Annotated in this window: 17 protein-coding genes; 8 read left to right on the forward strand and 9 right to left on the reverse strand. The window is 61.9% G+C overall.

The features are described 5' to 3' along the window. Positions 1-74 precede the first annotated feature (74 nt). Positions 75-941 carry a transcriptional regulator HexR gene (hexR, locus tag ABVN19_RS23210; RefSeq protein ID WP_028942513.1) on the forward strand — a complete coding sequence of 289 codons (867 nt, stop codon included), beginning with the start codon at positions 75-77 and terminating at the stop codon, positions 939-941. Between the two features lie 168 nt (positions 942-1,109). Continuing rightward, on the forward strand, positions 1,110-1,328 hold the full coding sequence (locus ABVN19_RS23215; RefSeq protein WP_084167928.1) for a hypothetical protein: 219 nt from the start codon (positions 1,110-1,112) through the stop codon (positions 1,326-1,328). Here ABVN19_RS23215 and ABVN19_RS23220 read toward each other — a convergent pair. Beyond that, positions 1,270-2,217, reverse strand: a complete 948-nt coding sequence (locus ABVN19_RS23220; protein WP_167332095.1) for a LysR family transcriptional regulator — start codon at positions 2,215-2,217, stop codon at positions 1,270-1,272. The two genes, ABVN19_RS23215 and ABVN19_RS23220, sit on opposite strands and share 59 nt — an antisense overlap. 204 nt (positions 2,218-2,421) lie before the next feature. Between ABVN19_RS23220 and ABVN19_RS23225 the strand changes: the two genes are divergently transcribed. Both ABVN19_RS23225 and oadA read left to right on the forward strand, forming a co-directional pair. Continuing rightward, a complete protein-coding gene (locus ABVN19_RS23225; protein WP_028942511.1) occupies positions 2,422-3,837 on the forward strand; it encodes an acetyl-CoA carboxylase biotin carboxylase subunit in 1,416 nt (471 codons plus the stop codon). A gap of 11 nt (positions 3,838-3,848) precedes the next feature. Then, positions 3,849-5,657 carry a sodium-extruding oxaloacetate decarboxylase subunit alpha gene (gene oadA / locus ABVN19_RS23230; RefSeq protein WP_028942510.1) on the forward strand — a complete coding sequence of 603 codons (1,809 nt, stop codon included), beginning with the start codon at positions 3,849-3,851 and terminating at the stop codon, positions 5,655-5,657. Between the two features lie 70 nt (positions 5,658-5,727). Here oadA and ABVN19_RS23235 read toward each other — a convergent pair whose 3' ends face one another. From ABVN19_RS23235 to ABVN19_RS23245, 3 genes are read right to left on the reverse strand one after another with little or no spacing between them, the layout of a single operon-like run. Continuing rightward, positions 5,728-6,399: a GNAT family protein gene (locus tag ABVN19_RS23235; RefSeq protein ID WP_028942509.1), complete on the reverse strand. Its 672-nt coding sequence runs from the start codon at positions 6,397-6,399 to the stop codon at positions 5,728-5,730. A gap of 16 nt (positions 6,400-6,415) precedes the next feature. Beyond that, the gene (locus tag ABVN19_RS23240; RefSeq protein ID WP_028942508.1) at positions 6,416-6,862 is read right to left on the reverse strand and encodes a GNAT family N-acetyltransferase; all 447 of its coding nucleotides are present in this window, start codon (positions 6,860-6,862) and stop codon (positions 6,416-6,418) included. 11 nt (positions 6,863-6,873) lie between these two features. Continuing rightward, positions 6,874-7,503 carry an FMN-binding negative transcriptional regulator gene (locus ABVN19_RS23245; RefSeq protein WP_028942507.1) on the reverse strand — a complete coding sequence of 210 codons (630 nt, stop codon included), beginning with the start codon at positions 7,501-7,503 and terminating at the stop codon, positions 6,874-6,876. Between the two features lie 90 nt (positions 7,504-7,593). Here ABVN19_RS23245 and ABVN19_RS23250 point away from each other — a divergent pair, with 90 nt between their 5' ends. Beyond that, positions 7,594-9,123, forward strand: a complete 1,530-nt coding sequence (locus ABVN19_RS23250; protein ID WP_028942506.1) for a PLP-dependent aminotransferase family protein — start codon at positions 7,594-7,596, stop codon at positions 9,121-9,123. Between the two features lie 3 nt (positions 9,124-9,126). On the opposite strand, the gene ABVN19_RS23255 is transcribed toward ABVN19_RS23250, so the two are convergent. The 5 genes from ABVN19_RS23255 to aspA form a co-directional block, all read right to left on the reverse strand. Continuing rightward, positions 9,127-10,227, reverse strand: coding sequence for a polyamine ABC transporter substrate-binding protein (locus tag ABVN19_RS23255; protein ID WP_028942505.1), 1,101 nt, complete (start codon positions 10,225-10,227; stop codon positions 9,127-9,129). Further along, positions 10,224-11,270 (reverse strand): histone deacetylase family protein, encoded by a 1,047-nt coding sequence (locus ABVN19_RS23260; protein WP_028942504.1) that lies wholly within the window; start codon positions 11,268-11,270, stop codon positions 10,224-10,226. The genes ABVN19_RS23255 and ABVN19_RS23260 overlap by 4 nt, the downstream gene beginning before the upstream one ends. A 128-nt stretch (positions 11,271-11,398) precedes the next feature. Next, a complete protein-coding gene (locus ABVN19_RS23265) occupies positions 11,399-12,391 on the reverse strand; it encodes an AraC family transcriptional regulator (RefSeq protein ID WP_028942503.1) in 993 nt (330 codons plus the stop codon). A gap of 66 nt (positions 12,392-12,457) precedes the next feature. After that, complete coding sequence (locus ABVN19_RS23270; protein WP_105641052.1) at positions 12,458-13,438, reverse strand: asparaginase; 981 nt, start codon at positions 13,436-13,438, stop codon at positions 12,458-12,460. Between the two features lie 259 nt (positions 13,439-13,697). Beyond that, entirely contained in the window at positions 13,698-15,122 is a 1,425-nt protein-coding gene (aspA, locus tag ABVN19_RS23275) for an aspartate ammonia-lyase (RefSeq protein ID WP_028942501.1), read from the reverse strand. A gap of 178 nt (positions 15,123-15,300) precedes the next feature. On the opposite strand from aspA, the gene ABVN19_RS23280 reads away from it, so the two are divergent. The 3 genes from ABVN19_RS23280 to ABVN19_RS23290 all read left to right on the forward strand — a co-directional run bounded on the left by ABVN19_RS23280 (position 15,301) and on the right by ABVN19_RS23290 (position 17,997). Beyond that, positions 15,301-16,209 (forward strand): LysR substrate-binding domain-containing protein, encoded by a 909-nt coding sequence (locus ABVN19_RS23280; protein ID WP_028942500.1) that lies wholly within the window; start codon positions 15,301-15,303, stop codon positions 16,207-16,209. 203 nt (positions 16,210-16,412) lie between these two features. Beyond that, positions 16,413-16,904 carry a 5-(carboxyamino)imidazole ribonucleotide mutase gene (gene purE / locus ABVN19_RS23285; RefSeq protein ID WP_028942499.1) on the forward strand — a complete coding sequence of 164 codons (492 nt, stop codon included), beginning with the start codon at positions 16,413-16,415 and terminating at the stop codon, positions 16,902-16,904. 10 nt (positions 16,905-16,914) lie between these two features. Continuing rightward, on the forward strand, positions 16,915-17,997 hold the full coding sequence (locus ABVN19_RS23290; protein ID WP_028942498.1) for a 5-(carboxyamino)imidazole ribonucleotide synthase: 1,083 nt from the start codon (positions 16,915-16,917) through the stop codon (positions 17,995-17,997). Positions 17,998-18,083: the final 86 nt, after the last annotated feature.

Below are 18,083 nucleotides of genomic sequence, written 5' to 3' on the forward strand. Positions count from 1 at the left end.
GCGGGTCGCCGGTCATGTAGTATAACTACAAGAAAGCTACAACCCGGTCAGTCGATCATAACCGAGTCCTGCCCTTGAATCTGTTGCAACACATCGCCCAGTCGCGCCATCTGCTACGCAAATCGGAACTGAAGGTTGCCGATCACGTGCTGCTGGATCCCGCAGCCGTCATGCATAGCTCCATGGCCGATCTTGCCCATAGCGTTGGTATCAGCGAGCCAACCATCGTGCGCTTTTGCCGTGCCATCGGTTGCTCCGGGTTCCAGGACCTCAAACTCAAGCTGGCCCAGAGCCTGGCGGCCGGTGCCAGTTTTGGCCAGTTCGCCATTCATGAAGACGACTCGGTTGCCGACTACAGTCTGAAGATTTTCGACACCACCCTGCATACCCTGATGGAGGTGCGCGAGCATCTCGATCCACAGGCCTTGCAACGTGCCGTGACGGCCATGGCCAACGCCCAGCGCGTCGAGTTCTATGGCTTTGGTGCTTCCGGTGCGGTGGCGGCGGATGCCCAGCACAAGTTCTTCCGCCTGCTGCTGACGGCCGCGGCGTATTCCGACCCGCACATGCAGGCAATGTCGGCCGTGACCCTCAAGCCGGGTGATGTAGCCATCTGCATTTCCCAGTCCGGGCGCTCGAAGGATCTGCTGATCACTGCCAACCTGGTGCGTGAAAGCGGTGCCACCTTGATTACCCTGTGCCCGAGCCAGACGCCATTGGCCGAGTTGTCGACGGTCAACCTGGCCATCGACGTGCATGAAGACACCGAGATCTACACCCCGCTGACCTCACGTATCGCTCACCTGGTGGTCATCGACGTACTGGCCATGGGCGTAGCCATGGCGCGCGGCCCTAGCCTGGTCAACCACCTCAAGAGCGTCAAACGCAGCTTGCGCAGCCTGCGCCTGTCGCCCAAGTCAGTGAAGGCACTCGACGACTGAACGCGTGTAGGAGCGGGCTTGCCCCGCGATCGAGGTCGGCAGAAGAGCCCAATCGCGGGACAAGCCCGCTCCTACACTGCAGATTCACCCGCCTGTAACCACCCCGCCGCCAAACTGTAACCCGCCTGCGCCAGGCTGAACTCCCGCACTCGATCAGGGAGATATGCAATGGCTCGTGAATTCGATGGCTCGTATCAACCCAACGCAAAATCCCGCAAGCAGCAGGAGAAAGATCAGCGCCGCATGGAATTTCGCCGCGCGATCGAAAGTTACTCCGAACAGCGCCGCCTTCTGCAAGAAATAGCCGATTTTCCCGAGTTGCAGGCCATCAATGTGTGGCAGGTATCGGCGGCAAGTTCCCCGAAAAACGCTCAACAAGCCCGCTGATTTGCGTACGTTCGCTGCGAATGAACGCAAGAAAGGCCAAGGCCACCGGTGACTGCCGCTTGGCCTTGGCCTGCACCACGCACCAACTGCGGTACAGCGGTAGTTCCTCTACCGGCAACTCGCGCAGCACGCCGGTGGCCAGTTCCAGGTTAAGCGCGTGACGAGTCAGCAGGGCAATGCCCAGACCGGCAATCACGCATTCACGCTGGGCGTCGGCCGACGCCACTTCAAGGGTCTGGGTGAAGTGTACGCGCTTGTCCTTGAAGTATTCCTCGCACGCCTTGCGGGTCCCCGAGCCTTGTTCGCGCACCAGCAGGGTGTGTGGCTCAAGGTCTTGCAGGCGCAACTTTTCCAGCTTGCACAGTGGGTGCTCGGGCGGCGCCACGGCGACAATCGGGTTATTAAGGAAGGGCAGGAACTCCAGGCCCATGTCCTGGGGTACCATCGACATGATGATCAGGTCATCACGATTGTCGGAAAGCCTGCGAATTGCCTGCGCGCGATTGACCACGGTGAGGGTGAGGTTGACCTCCGGGTGCAAGCGCTTGAAGGCAGCGAACAGGTGTGGCACGAAGTACTTGGCGCTGGATTCGACGGCCAGCTTCAAGTGCCCCTGCAACGAGCCCTGCATGTCGGAGAGCTGCATGTCCAGGCTCTCCAGGCGGCCGAAGATATCCCGGCTGGCCCGTTGCAGCGCTTCGGCGGCTTCGGTCAGGTAAAGCTTCTTGCCGACGTACTCGAACAACGGTTGGCCCACCAGTTCTTCAAGCTGGCGGATTTGTAGACTAACGGCGGGTTGCGTCAGATTCATCTCCTCGGCCGCCCGGCTGTAGGAACGTAAATCACAGACCTCATTGAAGATCTGCAGTTGACGCAATGTCATACGCATCAATGACTTACGCATTTTATTCTTGTCCTGGCAAAACCTTGTAACAGCACTATAAGCTTTTGCTAATGCTCGCCCTAATAAATATTGATTTTTGTTTATTCCAAGACAGCGCTAGGGTAAAGATGCGACTGGCCAGCGACGATTGGTCACGCGCCGACCGGTTATGCCGGCTCGTTTGTTCTAGCGGCCTTGGGAATTATTCCAGTGATAAAAAAGATCCTGATCGCCAACCGCGGTGAAATTGCTGTTCGAATCGTGCGTGCCTGCGCCGAGATGGGCATCCGTTCCGTGGCGATCTTCTCCGACGCCGACCGCCATGCCTTGCACGTCAAGCGTGCCGACGAGGCCCACAGCATTGGTGCCGAGCCCCTGGCCGGTTACCTGAACCCGCGCAAGCTGGTGAACCTGGCAGTGGAAACCGGTTGCGATGCCCTGCATCCCGGTTATGGCTTTTTGTCTGAGAACGCTGAGCTTGCAGACATTTGTGCCGAACGCGGTATCAAGTTCATCGGCCCGGCGGCAGAAGTCATTCGCCGCATGGGTGACAAGACTGAAGCCCGTCGCAGCATGATCAAGGCGGGTGTCCCGGTGACGCCAGGCACTGAAGGCAACGTTGCCGACATCCATGAAGCCCTCGAGGAAGGTGATCGCATCGGGTATCCGGTGATGCTCAAGGCCACCTCCGGTGGTGGCGGTCGCGGCATTCGTCGCTGCAACAGCCGCGAAGAGCTCGAGCAAGCCTTCCCGCGGGTGATATCCGAAGCGACCAAGGCCTTTGGTTCGGCGGAAGTCTTCCTGGAAAAATGCATCGTCAACCCGAAACACATCGAGGCGCAGATCCTCGGTGACAGCTTCGGCAACGTTGTGCACCTGTTCGAGCGCGATTGCTCGATCCAGCGTCGTAACCAGAAGCTCATTGAAATCGCCCCAAGCCCGCAACTAACCCCTGAACAGCGCGCCTACATCGGCGACCTGTCGGTACGCGCCGCCAAGGCCGTGGGTTACGAGAACGCCGGTACCGTGGAGTTTCTGCTCGCCGATGGCGAGGTGTACTTCATGGAGATGAACACCCGGGTGCAGGTGGAACACACCATCACCGAAGAAATCACCGGTATCGACATCGTTCGCGAGCAGATCCGCATCGCCTCCGGCCTGCCGCTGTCGGTCAAGCAGGAAGACATCCAGCACCGGGGCTTCGCCCTGCAGTTCCGGATCAACGCTGAAGATCCGAAGAACAACTTCCTCCCAAGCTTCGGCAAGATCACCCGTTACTACGCTCCCGGCGGTCCGGGCGTACGTACCGACACGGCGATCTATACCGGCTACACCATTCCACCGTTCTACGACTCGATGTGCCTGAAGCTGGTGGTCTGGGCGCTGACCTGGGAAGAAGCCATGGACCGTGGCCTGCGCGCCCTGGACGACATGCGCGTGCAAGGGGTCAAGACCACCGCCGCTTATTACCAGGAAATCCTGCGCAATCCGGAATTCCGCAGCGGTCAGTTCAATACCAGCTTCGTTGAAAGCCATCCGGAACTGACCAACTACTCGATCAAGCGCAAACCCGAAGAGCTGGCCCTGGCCATCGCTGCCGCCATCGCCGCCCACGCAGGCCTGTGAGGAACCCGACAATGTCCAAGAAAATTTTTGTAACCGACACAATCCTGCGCGACGCCCACCAGTCCCTGCTGGCTACCCGCATGCGTACCGAAGACATGCTGCCGATCTGCGACAAGCTCGACAAAGTCGGCTACTGGTCGCTGGAAGTCTGGGGCGGCGCTACCTTCGACGCCTGTGTACGCTTTCTCAAGGAAGACCCGTGGGAGCGCCTGCGCAAGCTGCGCGCCGCTCTGCCCAACACCCGCCTGCAAATGCTGCTGCGTGGCCAGAACCTGCTGGGCTACCGCCATTACAGCGATGACGTGGTCAAGGCGTTCGTTGCCAAGGCTGCCGTCAACGGTATCGACGTGTTCCGTATCTTCGACGCCATGAACGACGTGCGTAACCTGCGCGTGGCCATCGAGGCGGTCAAGGCTGCCGGCAAGCACGCCCAGGGCACCATCGCCTACACCACCAGCCCGGTGCACACCATCGATGCGTTCGTGGCCCAGGCCAAGCAGATGGAAGCCATGGGTTGCGACTCGGTTGCGATCAAGGACATGGCCGGCCTGCTGACCCCGTACGCCACCGGCGAACTGGTCAAGGCACTCAAGGCCGAGCAGTCGCTGCCCGTGTTCATTCACTCCCACGACACCGCCGGCCTGGCTGCCATGTGCCAGCTCAAGGCTGTCGAGAACGGCGCTGACCATATCGACACCGCCATCTCCAGCTTCGCCTGGGGCACCAGCCACCCCGGCACCGAATCGATGGTCGCAGCCCTCAAGGGCAGCGAGTTCGACACTGGCCTGGACCTGGAGCTGTTGCAGGAAATCGGTCTGTACTTCTATGCCGTTCGCAAGAAGTACCACCAGTTCGAGAGCGAGTTCACCGCCGTCGATACCCGCGTGCAAGTGAACCAGGTTCCGGGTGGGATGATTTCCAACCTGGCCAACCAGCTCAAGGAGCAAGGCGCACTCAACCGCATGAACGAAGTGCTGGCCGAGATTCCCCGGGTTCGCGAAGACCTCGGTTTCCCGCCGCTGGTGACCCCAACCTCGCAGATCGTCGGCACCCAGGCGTTCTTCAACGTGCTGGCTGGCGAGCGCTACAAGACCATCACCAACGAAGTGAAGCTGTACCTTCAAGGGGGCTACGGCAAAGCGCCGGGTGTGGTCGATGAGCAACTGCGTCGCCAGGCCATCGGCAGCGAAGAAGTGATCGACGTGCGCCCAGCCGACTTGCTCAAGCCGGAAATGACCAAGCTGCGCGCCGACATCGGCAACCTGGCCAAGTCTGAAGAAGACGTGCTGACCTACGCCATGTTCCCGGACATCGGGCGCAAGTTCCTCGAAGAGCGTGAAGCCGGCACCCTGACCCCTGAAGCGCTGCTGCCGATTCCAGAAGCCGGCGCGGTAGCCTCGGCTGGTGGCGAAGGTGTTCCGACCGAGTTCGTCATCGACGTACATGGTGAAACCTACCGCGTCGACATTACCGGTGTGGGTGTCAAGGCTGAAGGCAAGCGTCACTTCTACCTGTCCATCGACGGCATGCCGGAAGAAGTGGTGTTCGAGCCGCTCAACGAATTCGTCGGCGGTGGCAGCAGCAAGCGCAAGCAGGCCAGCGCACCGGGTCACGTGAGCACCACCATGCCAGGGAACATCGTCGATGTACTGGTCAAGGAAGGCGACACGGTCAAGGCCGGCCAATCGGTACTGATCACCGAAGCCATGAAGATGGAAACCGAAGTCCAGGCAGCCATTGCCGGCAAGGTCACCGCCATCCACGTGGCCAAGGGCGACCGGGTCAACCCGGGTGAAATCCTGATCGAGATCGAGGGCTGATTACAGGCCCCGGTCTACAAGCGGTTAACCTCTGGGGAGCGATAGCTCCCCTTTTTTTTGCGGCTACATGCTATTCCTGCCGGCAGGCTTCCAAGGTACGTAGTTGACCCTCCGGCCGCTGGTTATCCTCACTCAACCACCGCTCAAACCCCGCCGCAATCGCCGGCCATTCATCATCGGTAATCGAAAACCAGGCCGTATCCCGATTGCGGTCCTTGATCACCATGTGTTTTCGAAACACCCCCTCGAACGTAAAGCCAAAGCGCAGTGCCGCTCGTTTGGAGCGGGCGTTGGCATCGTTGCACTTCCATTCCAGGCGACGGTTGCCCAGCTCGATCCCCAGCTTGCCCAGCAGGTACACCGCTTCGGTGCCCTTGGGGGTGCGTTGCATGGCGGCGCCGAAGGCGATGTGGCCGATTTCGATACGGCCCTGGTCGGGGACGATGGACATCAGGCTGAGGATGCCCTGGGTCTGGCCGCTGGCCAGGTCGATGACGCTGTAGAACAAGGGATCGCTGCTGGCCGCATTGCTGTCGAGCCAGTGGTCGAAATCTTCGCGCTCGGTAAACGGGCCATATGCCAGGTAGTCCCAGAGCTTCGGATCGGCGTCCGGGCCTTGGAATACGTCCCAGAGGTCTTCGCGGTCGCGCCGGGGGTCGAGTTTTTCCAGGCGGATGAAGCGCCCCATCAGCGCGGTCGGTTGCGGACGTTTGGCCGGGTGCCAGTTCAAGGTATCACTCATCGTGTGGCTCCTGGAGTTACAGCGGTTTGCGAAACTGGATGAAGCCGGGGCGCTCGGCAACCTGCTCGTACAGGCTGATCGCCGTCGCGTTGGTTTCGTGGGTCAACCAATGGACCTTGGCGCAGCCCGCTTCGCGAGCCGTATCGTAGACATATTCGATCAGGTGACGGCCAACACCCAGGCCACGTTGCTCGCTCTGGACGTAGAGGTCCTGCAGGTAGCAGGAGTTCTCGATGCTCCAGTTGGAACGATGATAGATCCAGTGGACCATGCCCACTGCCTTGCCATCGACCCAGGCCAGCGCTGCGTTGGTCGGTTCGTTGGGGTCCAGCATGCGCTGCCAGGCGACGTTCGTCACTTCACCGGCAAGACGGGTTTGGTAGAAGTCCAGATACGCCTGCCACAAGGGCAGCCAGGCACTGTGATCGTTGGCGGCTACAGGGCGAATATTCACGGTCGACATAGCGGTTTCCTTCAGAGTGGGCGCATCTGGGCGGCCAGTTGATTGTCCAGAGGATCGGTGCTGTTGCTCAGGCTTTTGCGCACACCTTCGATATCGATGGCCGAGCGGTTCTGGCTGAGTTTGCGGGTGCCTTGCAGGCGCTCGATGGGCAGGGCAAAGCCGACGATGGCCTTGAGCATCCCGGCCATGTAGTCGGCAGGTGCTTCATCCACCGACCAGGGCGCGGCCTGGCGTTGTTCATGGTGGTCGCTCAAGCGCCGGACGATGTCCAGCAGGTGCTCGGCATCGTGATACACCTGGGCCTTGCCCCAGGCATGGACCGCCATGTAGTTCCAGGTCGGCACGGTGCGCGGGTCCTCGAGCTTGCTGGGGTAGTAACCGGCGCTGACATACGCATCGGGCCCGGCAAACACCACCAGGGCCTCGGCGCCGTTTTCCAGCGCCTGCCATTGGCGGTTGGCGCGGGCGAAGTGGCCGTAGAGCGTGCCGTTGCTGCCCTGGCTGCGGTCGAGCAGCAAGGGCAGGTGGCTGGCCTGCAGGCCTTGTTCGCCCTGAGTCACCAGTACGGCCAGGCGGGTTTGCTCGATCTGCTGGTGCAGTTGGCTGAGGTCGGTTTCCTTGTAGCTCGAAGGTGTGAACATGGGGATTGTCCTTGGTGTATGGCTCAATCCTAGGCAGGCTATTGGTCTATGGTAAGAGCCATTAACAGCTAATTTGATAGGTCCATTGTCATGAGCGAGCGCCCCTTCACCTTGCCGTTCGACCCCACCGGAATCGTGCTCGATCGTCGCCAGGGGCTGAGCCGACAGCTTTACCAGGCACTGCGCATGCGTGTGCTGGATGGGCGCTTGAGCAGTGGGACACGGTTGCCGGCCACCCGTGACATGGCCACGGCCCTGGCCTTGTCGCGCAACAGTGTGGTGCGCGCCTATGACCAACTGTATGCCGAAGGTTTCATCGAAAGCCGGGTGGGCGATGGCACGTACGTGAGCCAACTACCAAAACTATCCACAAAAGTATCCACAGGGTTATCCCTGGGTTTTTCCACAGGGTTATCCACAAAATCGACTGAAAATACTGAGGTTTTGTCCAGTAAAGTTATCCACACAGGCCCTTTGGCGCGGCTCCAAAATCATCATTTACCTGCTCCCAAAAGCGGGCCGCCGCGGGCTTTTCGCGTCGGTTTACCGGCGCTCGATTTGTTCCCTTTTGACGTCTGGGCCAAGCTGCAGGCGGGTTTTTGGCGTAACCCGGATCCGGCCGCCCTGGGCTACGGCGATCCGGCCGGCGAACCGCAGCTTCGTGAGCTGATTGCGACCTATTTGCGTCGATCACGGGGGCTTTCCTGCATGGCTGAACAAATTGTGATCACCAGTGGTGCGCAGCAGGCGATAAGCCTTTGTGCACAGCTGCTGCTGGAGCCGGGGGAGAGTGTGGCTGTGGAAAACCCTGGTTACCGCGCCGCCGGAAATGCCTTCGCCCTGACCGGCGCGCGGGTGCATGGGGTGGCTGTGGACAACGAAGGGCTCGATTGCACCGCGCTCGAGGCCCTGGCGAATTGTCGCCTGAGCTACGTGACGCCCTCGCACCAGTACCCCACCGGGGTCACCATGAGCCTGGCCCGGCGCCTGGAACTGCTTGCCTGGGCCCAGCGCAAGGACGGCTGGATCATCGAGGACGACTACGATGGCGAGTACCGCTACAGCGGCGCCCCCTTGGCGCCCTTGGCAGCGCTGGATCGCAGCGGGCGGGTGTTATACATCGGCACCTTCGGCAAGATCGCCTTCCCGGCCCTGCGCCTGGGTTATCTGGTATTGCCGCAACAGCTGGTACAGGCCTTTTCCCGTTGCCGGGCGCTGGCAGTGCGGCATTCGGAGGTCGGGACCCAGGCGGTAATGGCGCAGTTCATGGCCAAGGGACACTTCCAGCGCCACATCCGCCGTGTGCGGCGTGCAGCCCTGAGCCGGCGCAATGCCTTGCAGGCCGGTTGGCCCGTGGATGTTCCAGGCCTGGGCCCGATGCCGGAAGTAGCTGCCGGGCTGCATGTGAAAGTCGATGTGGACTGTTACGCCCGCGAGCAGGCACTGATCGCTCGTGCCGAAGCCGTTGGGGTTGAGCTCAACGCCCTGAGCGACTATTGGTTGCCCGACTCCACGGCCTCTGTGGATAACCGTGCCGGGTTGGTGCTGGGCTTCGCCGCCGTGGACGAAGCCCGAATTGCCGATGCCCTGGCACGCTTGCGGCGTGCCTGGCGCGGGTGACGGTCAGGTGCCGGCCTTGATCTTGGTCCAGGCCCGAGTGCGCGCGCGTTCGGCGTCGCGGGCAAGCGGCTGCAAGGTATACAGCTTGGCCATGGCTTCCTCGGTCGGGTACAGGTTGGGGTTGTTGCGAATCGCCGGGGCGACCCGTTCGGTGGCGTCCTTGTTCGGGTTCGGATACCCGACAAAGTCGCTGATGGGGGCAATGACCTTGGGCTGCAGCAGGTAGTTGATGAAGGTGTACGCGTCCTCTGGGTTGGCCGCGCCTTTGGGGATCGCCAGCATATCGAACCAGATCGGTGCGCCTTCCTTGGGCAGGCGCATGTCCACCACCACGCCGTTTTTCGCTTCGATGGCGCGGTTGGCTGCCTGGGAGAAGCTGCCCGAGTAGCCCACGGCCACGCAGATGTCGCCGTTGGCGATGTCGGCCATGTACTTGGAAGAGTGGAAGTAGGTGATGTGCGGACGGATTTTCATCATCAGCGCCTCGGCTTTCTTGTAGTCAGCCGGCTTGTCGCTGTTGGGCGGCAGGCCCAGGTATTGAAGGGCCAGGGGCAGGATTTCCGAGGGCGAATCGAGCAGGGCGACGCCGCACTGCTTGAGCTTGGCGAGGTTCTCTTCCTTGAAGATCAGGTCCCAGCTGTCCACCGGGGCGTTGTCACCCAGCGCGGCCTTGACCTTGGCCGGGTTGAAGCCGATCAGCACGGTGCCATACATGTACGGCACGGCAAATTTGTTGCCGGGATCGTTGGCCTCGATCAGCTTCATCAGCTTGGGGTCCAGGTGCTGCCAGTTCGGCAGCTTGCTGCGGTCCAGCGGCTGGAACACCCCGGCTTCGATCTGCTTGGCCAGGAACACGTTGGAGGGTACGACCACGTCATACCCGGAGTTGCCAGTCAGCAACTTGGCTTCGAGCGCCTCGTTGGTGTCGAAGATGTCGTAGATCAACTTGACCTGGCTGTCTTTCTGGAAGTCCACCAGGGTTTGCGGGGTGATGTAGTCGAACCAGTTGTAGACCCGCAGGGTGCGCTGCTCGGCAGCCTGGAGGCTACCGGCAAGCAGGGTGCTGCAGAGCAAGGGGGCAATCAGGCGCTTGAGTCGGGTCATCGTTGAGCTTCCTGTTGGGCGCGTTCGAAACCTTCCAGTACGTTCACTGCGTTGATGCCGATTTCCTCGACCGCATAACCGCCTTCCATGACGAACAGGGTCGGCTTGCCGAGGTGGGCAATGCGTTCGCCCATCTGCAGGTAGTCGGGACTGTCCAGCTTGAACTGGGAAATCGGATCGTCCTTGAAGGTGTCGACCCCCAGGGAAACCACCAGCACATCCGGCCCATAGGCAGCGATACGTTCACAGGCCTGGTCCAGGGCATTGCTCCAGGTCGGCCAGTCGCTGCCGGCCGGCAGCGGGTAATTGATGTTGAAGCCTTGGCCCTCACCTTCGCCTTCTTCATCGGCATAGCCGAGGAAGAACGGAAACTCGGCTTGTGGATCGCCATGAATCGAGGCGAAGAACACGTCGTTGCGCTGGTAGAAGATTTCCTGGGTGCCGTTGCCGTGATGGTAGTCCACGTCGAGGATCGCCACTTTCTGCCGGCCCTGGTCGAGAAAGGCCTGAGCGGCGATGGCGGCGTTGTTCAGGTAGCAGTAGCCGCCCATCACATCGCTGGCGGCATGGTGTCCAGGTGGCCGGCACAAGGCAAATGCACTATGGGCGCCGGCCTGGATGGCGGCCTGGGCGGTCAGTGCGACTTGGGCAGCACTGTAGGCGGCCTTCCAGGTGCCAGCGGTAATCGGCGCACCGGCGTCGAAACTGTAGTAGCCCAACTCGCCATGCAAGCCGCTGGGCTTGATGTTGCGCAGCGTGCGCGCCGGCCAGGTGAAGGGCAGCAGGTCACCCTCGTGGCCCAGCTGGACCCAGCGCTGCCAGGCGCCCTCGAAGAAATTCAGGTAATCGGCGCCGTGTACCCGCAGCAGCGGCGCGCGGCCATAGTCTGAAGGGCCTTGCACTGGCCCCAGCTCGCAGTACTTGACCCGCTCCAGCACATGATCGGCGCGTGAAGGCATTTCAAAGCAGGGCATCAATTGCCCGTCGATCAGCTCGCAGCGGCCGTGGTGCAGGCGGTGGTCATCAGAATAGATCGTCAGCATTTATTGTTCTCCGGGTTCACTGGCGTGCCGTCCATTGTTGATGGCAGCGCCCCGGGGTAGAACGGCATAAACGGCCAAAAGGGGACCGATATGGCCAAACTATGTGTCCGGATCGGCCCCCAGGCCGCTCAGGTACGGAAATGGCTGGGGGCCACACCGCTCCAGCGCAGGAAGGCATGGCGGAAACTGGCGGTTTCACTGAAGCCCAGCACTTCGGCAATGCGGTAGATGGGTAACTGGTCGTCGGCGAGTAGTTGCTTGGCCCGCTCAAAACGTAATTCGTCGAGCAATTGCTGGTAGCTGCTGCCCATTTCCTGCAGATGTCGGCGCAACGTGCGTGAAGAGCAGTTCATTTGACGTGCCAGGCCTTCCAGGCCGGGAGCGGCATCGAGTTGGTCAAGCAGCAACTGGCGGATTCGCCCCAGCCAGGCCTGGCGTCCGGTGAACTCCAGGTTCTGCCGGCGGCAACGTTCGCTCATGGCCCGGTGGGTGACCTGATCTGCCAGGGGCAGGGGTGTATTCAGCCAGCGCCGCTCGAAGGCGAAGGCGTTGTCGTCGGCTTCAAATTGCAGCGGGCAGTCGAAGGTATGGCTGTACAGCGGCTGGTAGTCGGGCGCGGCATGGGTGAAGCGTGCCGCCAGCAGTGGCAATGACTGCCCGAGCAGATCGTCGCAGATGACTTTCAGTGAGGTCAGGCAAAACTCGGCATTGAAGGCAGCCAGATGCGGGTCTTCCCCATATTCGCTGGCGCTGAACCAGATACGCCGGCCGTCGTCGACCAGGCGCAACTGGAAAAGTGTTCCCAGTAGCGCCGGGTACTGCATGGCCAGCTGCAAAGCGTCACCTAAGGTGGCACTGGAGAGCAGGGCGTAACCCAGCATGCCGTAGCAGGACACATGCATGCGCCGCCCCAGTTCCAGACCCACTTCACGGCGCCGGGCCACGGCGTTGGCGCACACCTGCAACTCCTGGCGGGTGGTGATGCGCGAATCGGCGCGCCCCAGGTCGGCCAGGCTGATACCACTGCCTTCGAGCAGCGCCTGGGCGTTTGTGTCATCGCCCTCAAAGGCCTGCAGAACCAGGGATACGGCATTGAGGGTGGTGAGGTGTGAGTGGAGCATGCTCGGCTTCCTGCGGGAGGTCTGCAGGTTACCGAGCAATATGTGTGCCTTGCCAGGGTTATTGCATCAAGGCAGTTCCAGCTCGACCAGCCGCCGCACCTCGTTCGCCGGCACGCCTGAGCCCAGCAGCCACTGCAACTTGCCAAAGGCCGCCTCGCGGGTCATGCCGCCACCGGACACCACGCCGACCTGGCGCAGCCGACTGCCCGCCTCATAGACATCCAGCTCGACACCCCCTTCGTGGCATTGGGTGATCGCCACCACCACCACTCCGTTGGCCTGTGCCTGGCCAAGGGCGGCGAGAAACGCCGGATTGTCGGCTGGCCCTGTACCGCTGCCGAAGCACTCCAGGATCAATCCTTGCGCACCGCTGTCGAGTGCCGCTTGCAGCAGTGGGGCGCCAAAGCCTGGCACCAGTGGCAGTACGGCCACCGTGACCGGCTGCCTGGGATGCCGATAGTCGAGTGCGGCAGGCAGCTGCGACGCCTTTGTTGCGCCGGCATTGCGCTTGAGGGTGACAAAGGGGTGGCGCCCGTAGCTGCGTACCTTGGCCGTGCGCAGGGGGTCGAGCAGTTCACCGTGAAAGTACAGCTGCACGCCGGGGGCCTGGCCGTGGCCCAGGGCGTGCAATGCGCCCGTCAGGTTGTCCCAGGCATCGCTGTCGGCAACACCGGCCGGCAACATCGACCCGGTAAACAGCACGGGAGCTCGCAAGCCCAGCAGTTGATACGTCATGGCGGCAGCGCTGTAGGCCAGCGTATCGGTGCCATGCAGAATCAACACCCCATCGCTTCCCTGATTATCGACGGCGTCGATGACCGCTTCGCGCAGGCGCTGCCAGTACTGTGGGGTCATGTTGGCGCTGTCGATCAGCGGCAGCAGTTCGCGAAATTGCCAGTCCGGGATATCGGCCACGCCGGCCAGGCGTTCGCGCATCCGCTGCTCGAAACCCGAGGCCGGGGCCAGACCGTTGGCACTGGCCTGCATGCCAATGGTGCCGCCGGTGTACAGCACCATGATGTTGCGTGCGGGATGTGCGGTGGTCATGGGGCTGTCTCCTTGGGTGGCCAGGGGTTGGCCGACCACAGTACGCCATCAGTCGAAAAGCGGGTAGGCGCGGGCTGGCTGGGGGCAGATGTCCTGCTGGGGAGCAGGACCGCTGCGCGGTCGATCGCAGGCTGTCGCCAGCGGCTTCAAGGGCTGCGCCATCCAGGCATAAAAAAAGGGCCCGGGGAATGATCCCTGGGCCCTCAAAAGGTGAGAGGTGTCTAGTCCCTCGACCTGGTGAGCGGTGTTACAGCGTCGATCAGCCTTTGAGCGGGACCAGACGCGGAGCAATCATGTTTTCCGGACGCAGGATGTCGTTGAGCATCGCTTCGTCCAGCAGGCCTTCTTCACGCACCAGCTCCAGTACGCCGCGGCCGCTTTCCAGCGCGATACGGGCGATACGGGTGGCGTTTTCGTAGCCGATGTACGGGTTCAGAGCGGTGACCAGGCCGATCGAGTGTTCGACCAGTTCACGGCAGCGCTGTTCGTTGGCGGTGATGCCGACGATGCAGTGCTCGCGCAGCATGTCCATGGCGCGTTGCAGCAGGCGGATCGAGTCGAAGATCTTGTAGGCGATCAGCGGCTCCATCACGTTCAGTTGCAGCTGGCCGCCTTCGGCCGCGACAGTCAGGGCCAGGTCGTTGCCCATGATGGCGAAGGCAACCTGGTTGACGGCTTCCGGGATAACCGGGTTGACCTTGCCTGGCATGATCGAGCTGCCTGGCTGACGCGCTGGCAGGTTGATTTCGTTGATGCCGGTACGTGGGCCGCTGGACAGCAGGCGCAGGTCGTTGCAGATCTTCGACAGCTTGACCGCGGTACGCTTGAGCATGCCGGAGAACAGGACGAAGGCGCCCATGTCGGAGGTGGCTTCAATCAGGTCGGCTGCCGGTACCAGCGGTTGGCCGCTGATGGTGGCCAGGCGTTGAACGGCCAGCATCTGGTAGCCCGGGTCGGCGTTGATGCCGGTACCGATGGCGGTACCACCCAGGTTGATTTCAGTCAGCAGCTCAGGCGCCAGGGAACGCAGACGGTTGAGGTCTTCGGTCATGGTGGTGGCGAAGGCGCGAAATTCCTGGCCCAGGGTCATCGGCACGGCGTCCTGCAGCTGGGTACGGCCCATCTTCAGTACGTGGTCGAATTCCTGGCCCTTGGCGGCGAAGGCCTGGATCAGGCTGTCGAGGCTGGCCAGCAGGGCGTCGTGGCCCAGCAGCAGACCCAGACGGATCGCGGTCGGGTAGGCGTCGTTGGTCGACTGCGCCATGTTCACGTCATTGTTCGGGTGCAGGTACTGGTACTCGCCTTTCTGGTGGCCCATGGCCTCCAGCGCGATGTTGGCGATTACTTCGTTGGCGTTCATGTTGGTAGAAGTACCAGCACCGCCTTGAATCATGTCGACCACGAACTGCTCGTGGTAGTCGCCGCGGATCAGACGAGCGCAAGCCTCGCTGATGGCAGCGTGCTTGGCATCGCTCAGGTGACCCAGCTCACGGTTGGCGTCGGCAGCAGCCTGCTTGACCATGGCCAGGGCCACGACCAGTTTCGGATAGTGCGACAGCGGAACACCGGAGAGGTGGAAGTTGTTGGCAGCGCGCAGGGTCTGGATGCCGTAGTAGGCATCAGCTGGGACTTCAAGGGTGCCAAGCAGGTCTTTTTCGACGCGGAACGATGCAGCAGCGGACATGATAAATATCATCTCGAATTTGGCCCGGCACATGCCGGAATGGCGCCAATCCTAGGCCTGCGGCGATTTTGCGGCCAATGCTGTTGCGCGCTAACCTATGCGCAAACGGCATAATGGTTAGTGTGACGCCAACCGACATTCGAGCGTGTGCTATTTTGGTGCGCGCCTGGAGAGACAGATGAACCTCGAAAGCAAATGGCTGGAAGACTTCAGCGCCCTGGCGGCGACACGCAGTTTTTCCCAGGCCGCCGAACGCCGATTCGTAACCCAGCCGGCCTTCAGTCGCCGCATCCGCAGCCTTGAGGCTGCGCTGGGGCTGACGTTGGTCAACCGCTCGCGTACGCCGATTGAACTGACGGCCGCCGGACAATTGTTCCTGGTGACGGCGCGAACCGTGGTCGATCAACTGGGCGAGGTGTTGCGCCACTTGCATCACCTGGAAGGCGGGCAGGGCGAGGTCATTCAGGTAGCGGCGGCGCACTCCCTGGCGCTGGGGTTTTTCCCGCGCTGGATTGCCCAGTTGCGCAACGATGGCCTGAACATCGCCACCCGGTTGGTGGCCACTAACGTCGGCGATGCAGTGCATGCCCTGCGCGAAGGCGGGTGCGACCTGATGCTGGCGTTCTACGATCCGGATGCGGCCCTGCAGATGGACTCGGAAATTTTCCCCTCGCTGCACATGGGGCATACCGAAATGTTGCCAGTGTGCGCGGCCGATGCCGATGGCAAGCCGCTGTTCGACCTGGAAGGCGAGGGCAGCGTACCGCTGCTGGCCTACAGCGCGGGGGCTTTCCTCGGTCGTTCGGTCAACCTGCTGTTGCGTCAGCGCGCCCTGCGCTTTACCACGGTGTATGAGACGGCCATGGCCGACAGCCTCAAGAGCATGGCCCTGGAAGGCCTGGGGATAGCCTGGGTGCCGCGGCTTTCGGCGCGCGCCGAGCTTGAGCGCGGCGAGTTGGTGATCTGTGGTGGCCCGCAGTGGCACGTACCGCTGGAAATCCGCCTGTACCGTTGCGCGCTGGTGCGCAAGGCCAATGTGCGTTTGCTCTGGCGCAAGCTGGAGGGCGGGCCGTCGACGGCAGGTTGACCTGAAAGTCAGCCAAAGCCCCGAAAAATAAGGGCCGACAGTTGGTCGCCGGGGTGCCTTAAATGCACCGGGTTACGATATACTGCGCGGCCTTCGGTCGGTTTTTTCCGGCCCTAATTCGCATAACAAGCCACGCCGGTCGTCCCCGCGTGGCTTGTTGTTTTTTGACGCGCCTGCGGGCGCCCAAGAGAAGAGGCTCGACGATGAGTGCACTGGTTGGCGTGATCATGGGCTCCAAGTCCGATTGGTCCACCCTTAGCCACACCGCCGATATGCTGGAAAAACTCGGCATTCCCTACGAGGTCAAGGTGGTCTCCGCCCACCGTACCCCGGACCTGCTGTTCCAGTATGCCGAAGAGGCCGAAGGCCGTGGCATCGAGGTCATCATCGCCGGTGCCGGTGGCGCTGCCCACCTGCCAGGCATGTGCGCCGCCAAGACCCACCTGCCGGTACTCGGCGTGCCGGTCCAGTCGTCGATGCTCTCCGGTGTCGACTCTCTGCTGTCGATCGTGCAGATGCCGGCCGGTATTCCGGTTGCCACCCTGGCCATCGGCAAAGCCGGCGCAATCAACGCCGCACTGCTCTCGGCGAGCATCCTGGGCGCCAAGCACCCGCAGTTCCACAGCGTGTTGAAGCAGTTCCGCGCTGAGCAGACAGACAACGTTCTGGACAATCCAGATCCGCGCCAGGCTTGAGGTCAAACCCATGAAAATCGGTGTAATCGGTGGCGGCCAGCTGGGTCGCATGTTGGCCCTGGCAGGAACGCCGCTGGGTATGAACTTCGCCTTCCTGGACCCGGCGCCAGATGCCTGCGCCGCGCCATTGGGCGAGCACCTGCGTGCCGATTACGGCGATCAGGACCACCTGCGCCAACTGGCCGACGAAGTTGACCTGGTCACCTTCGAATTCGAAAGCGTGCCGGCTGAAACCGTCGCCTTCCTGTCCCAGTTCGTGCCGGTCTACCCGAGCGCCGAATCCTTGCGCATTGCGCGTGATCGCTGGTTCGAAAAGAGCATGTTCAAGGACCTGGGCATTCCGACCCCGGCGTTTGCAGACATCCAGTCGCAAGCCGACCTGGACGCCGCCGTGGCCAGCATCGGCCTGCCCGCCGTGCTCAAGACCCGCACCTTGGGTTATGACGGAAAAGGCCAGAAAGTGCTGCGATCTGCCGAGGATGTAGTCGGCACATTCGCCGAACTGGGCAGCGTGCCGTGCCTGCTTGAAGGCTTCGTACCGTTCACCGGCGAAGTGTCGCTGATCGCCGTGCGCGCCCGTGATGGCGAGACCCGTTTCTACCCGCTGGTGCACAACACTCACGAGAACGGCATCCTGCGTCTGTCGGTGGCCAGTGAAGACCACCTGCTCCAGGGCCTGGCCGAAGACTACGCGGGCCGCGTGCTCAAGCAGCTGGACTACGTGGGCGTGCTGGCATTCGAATTCTTTGAAGTCGACGGTGGCCTGAAGGCCAACGAAATCGCCCCGCGGGTGCACAATTCCGGCCACTGGACCATCGAAGGCGCCGAGTGCAGCCAGTTTGAAAACCACCTGCGTGCCGTTGCCGGCTTGCCGCTGGGCTCGACCGCCAAGGTCGGCGAAAGCGCCATGCTCAACTTCATCGGTGAAGTGCCAGCGGTAGACAAGGTCGTGTCCATCGACGAGTGCCATCTGCATCACTACGGCAAGGCCTTCAAGGTCGGCCGCAAGGTCGGTCACGCCACCCTGCGTTGCGACGACATGGCCACGCTGGAAGAGAAGATCAAGCAGGTCGAGGCCCTGATCCAGGGCTGAAGGGAACCTTCCTTCTTCACAGTCCCTCTGATGGCGGGATGCCAAAGCCCTGACTAGGCTTTGGCGTGCGCCATTTCACTCAGAGG

This window comes from Pseudomonas vranovensis (assembly GCF_040438935.1).
In the GTDB taxonomy this organism is placed as follows: Bacteria; Pseudomonadota; Gammaproteobacteria; order Pseudomonadales; family Pseudomonadaceae; genus Aquipseudomonas; species Aquipseudomonas vranovensis.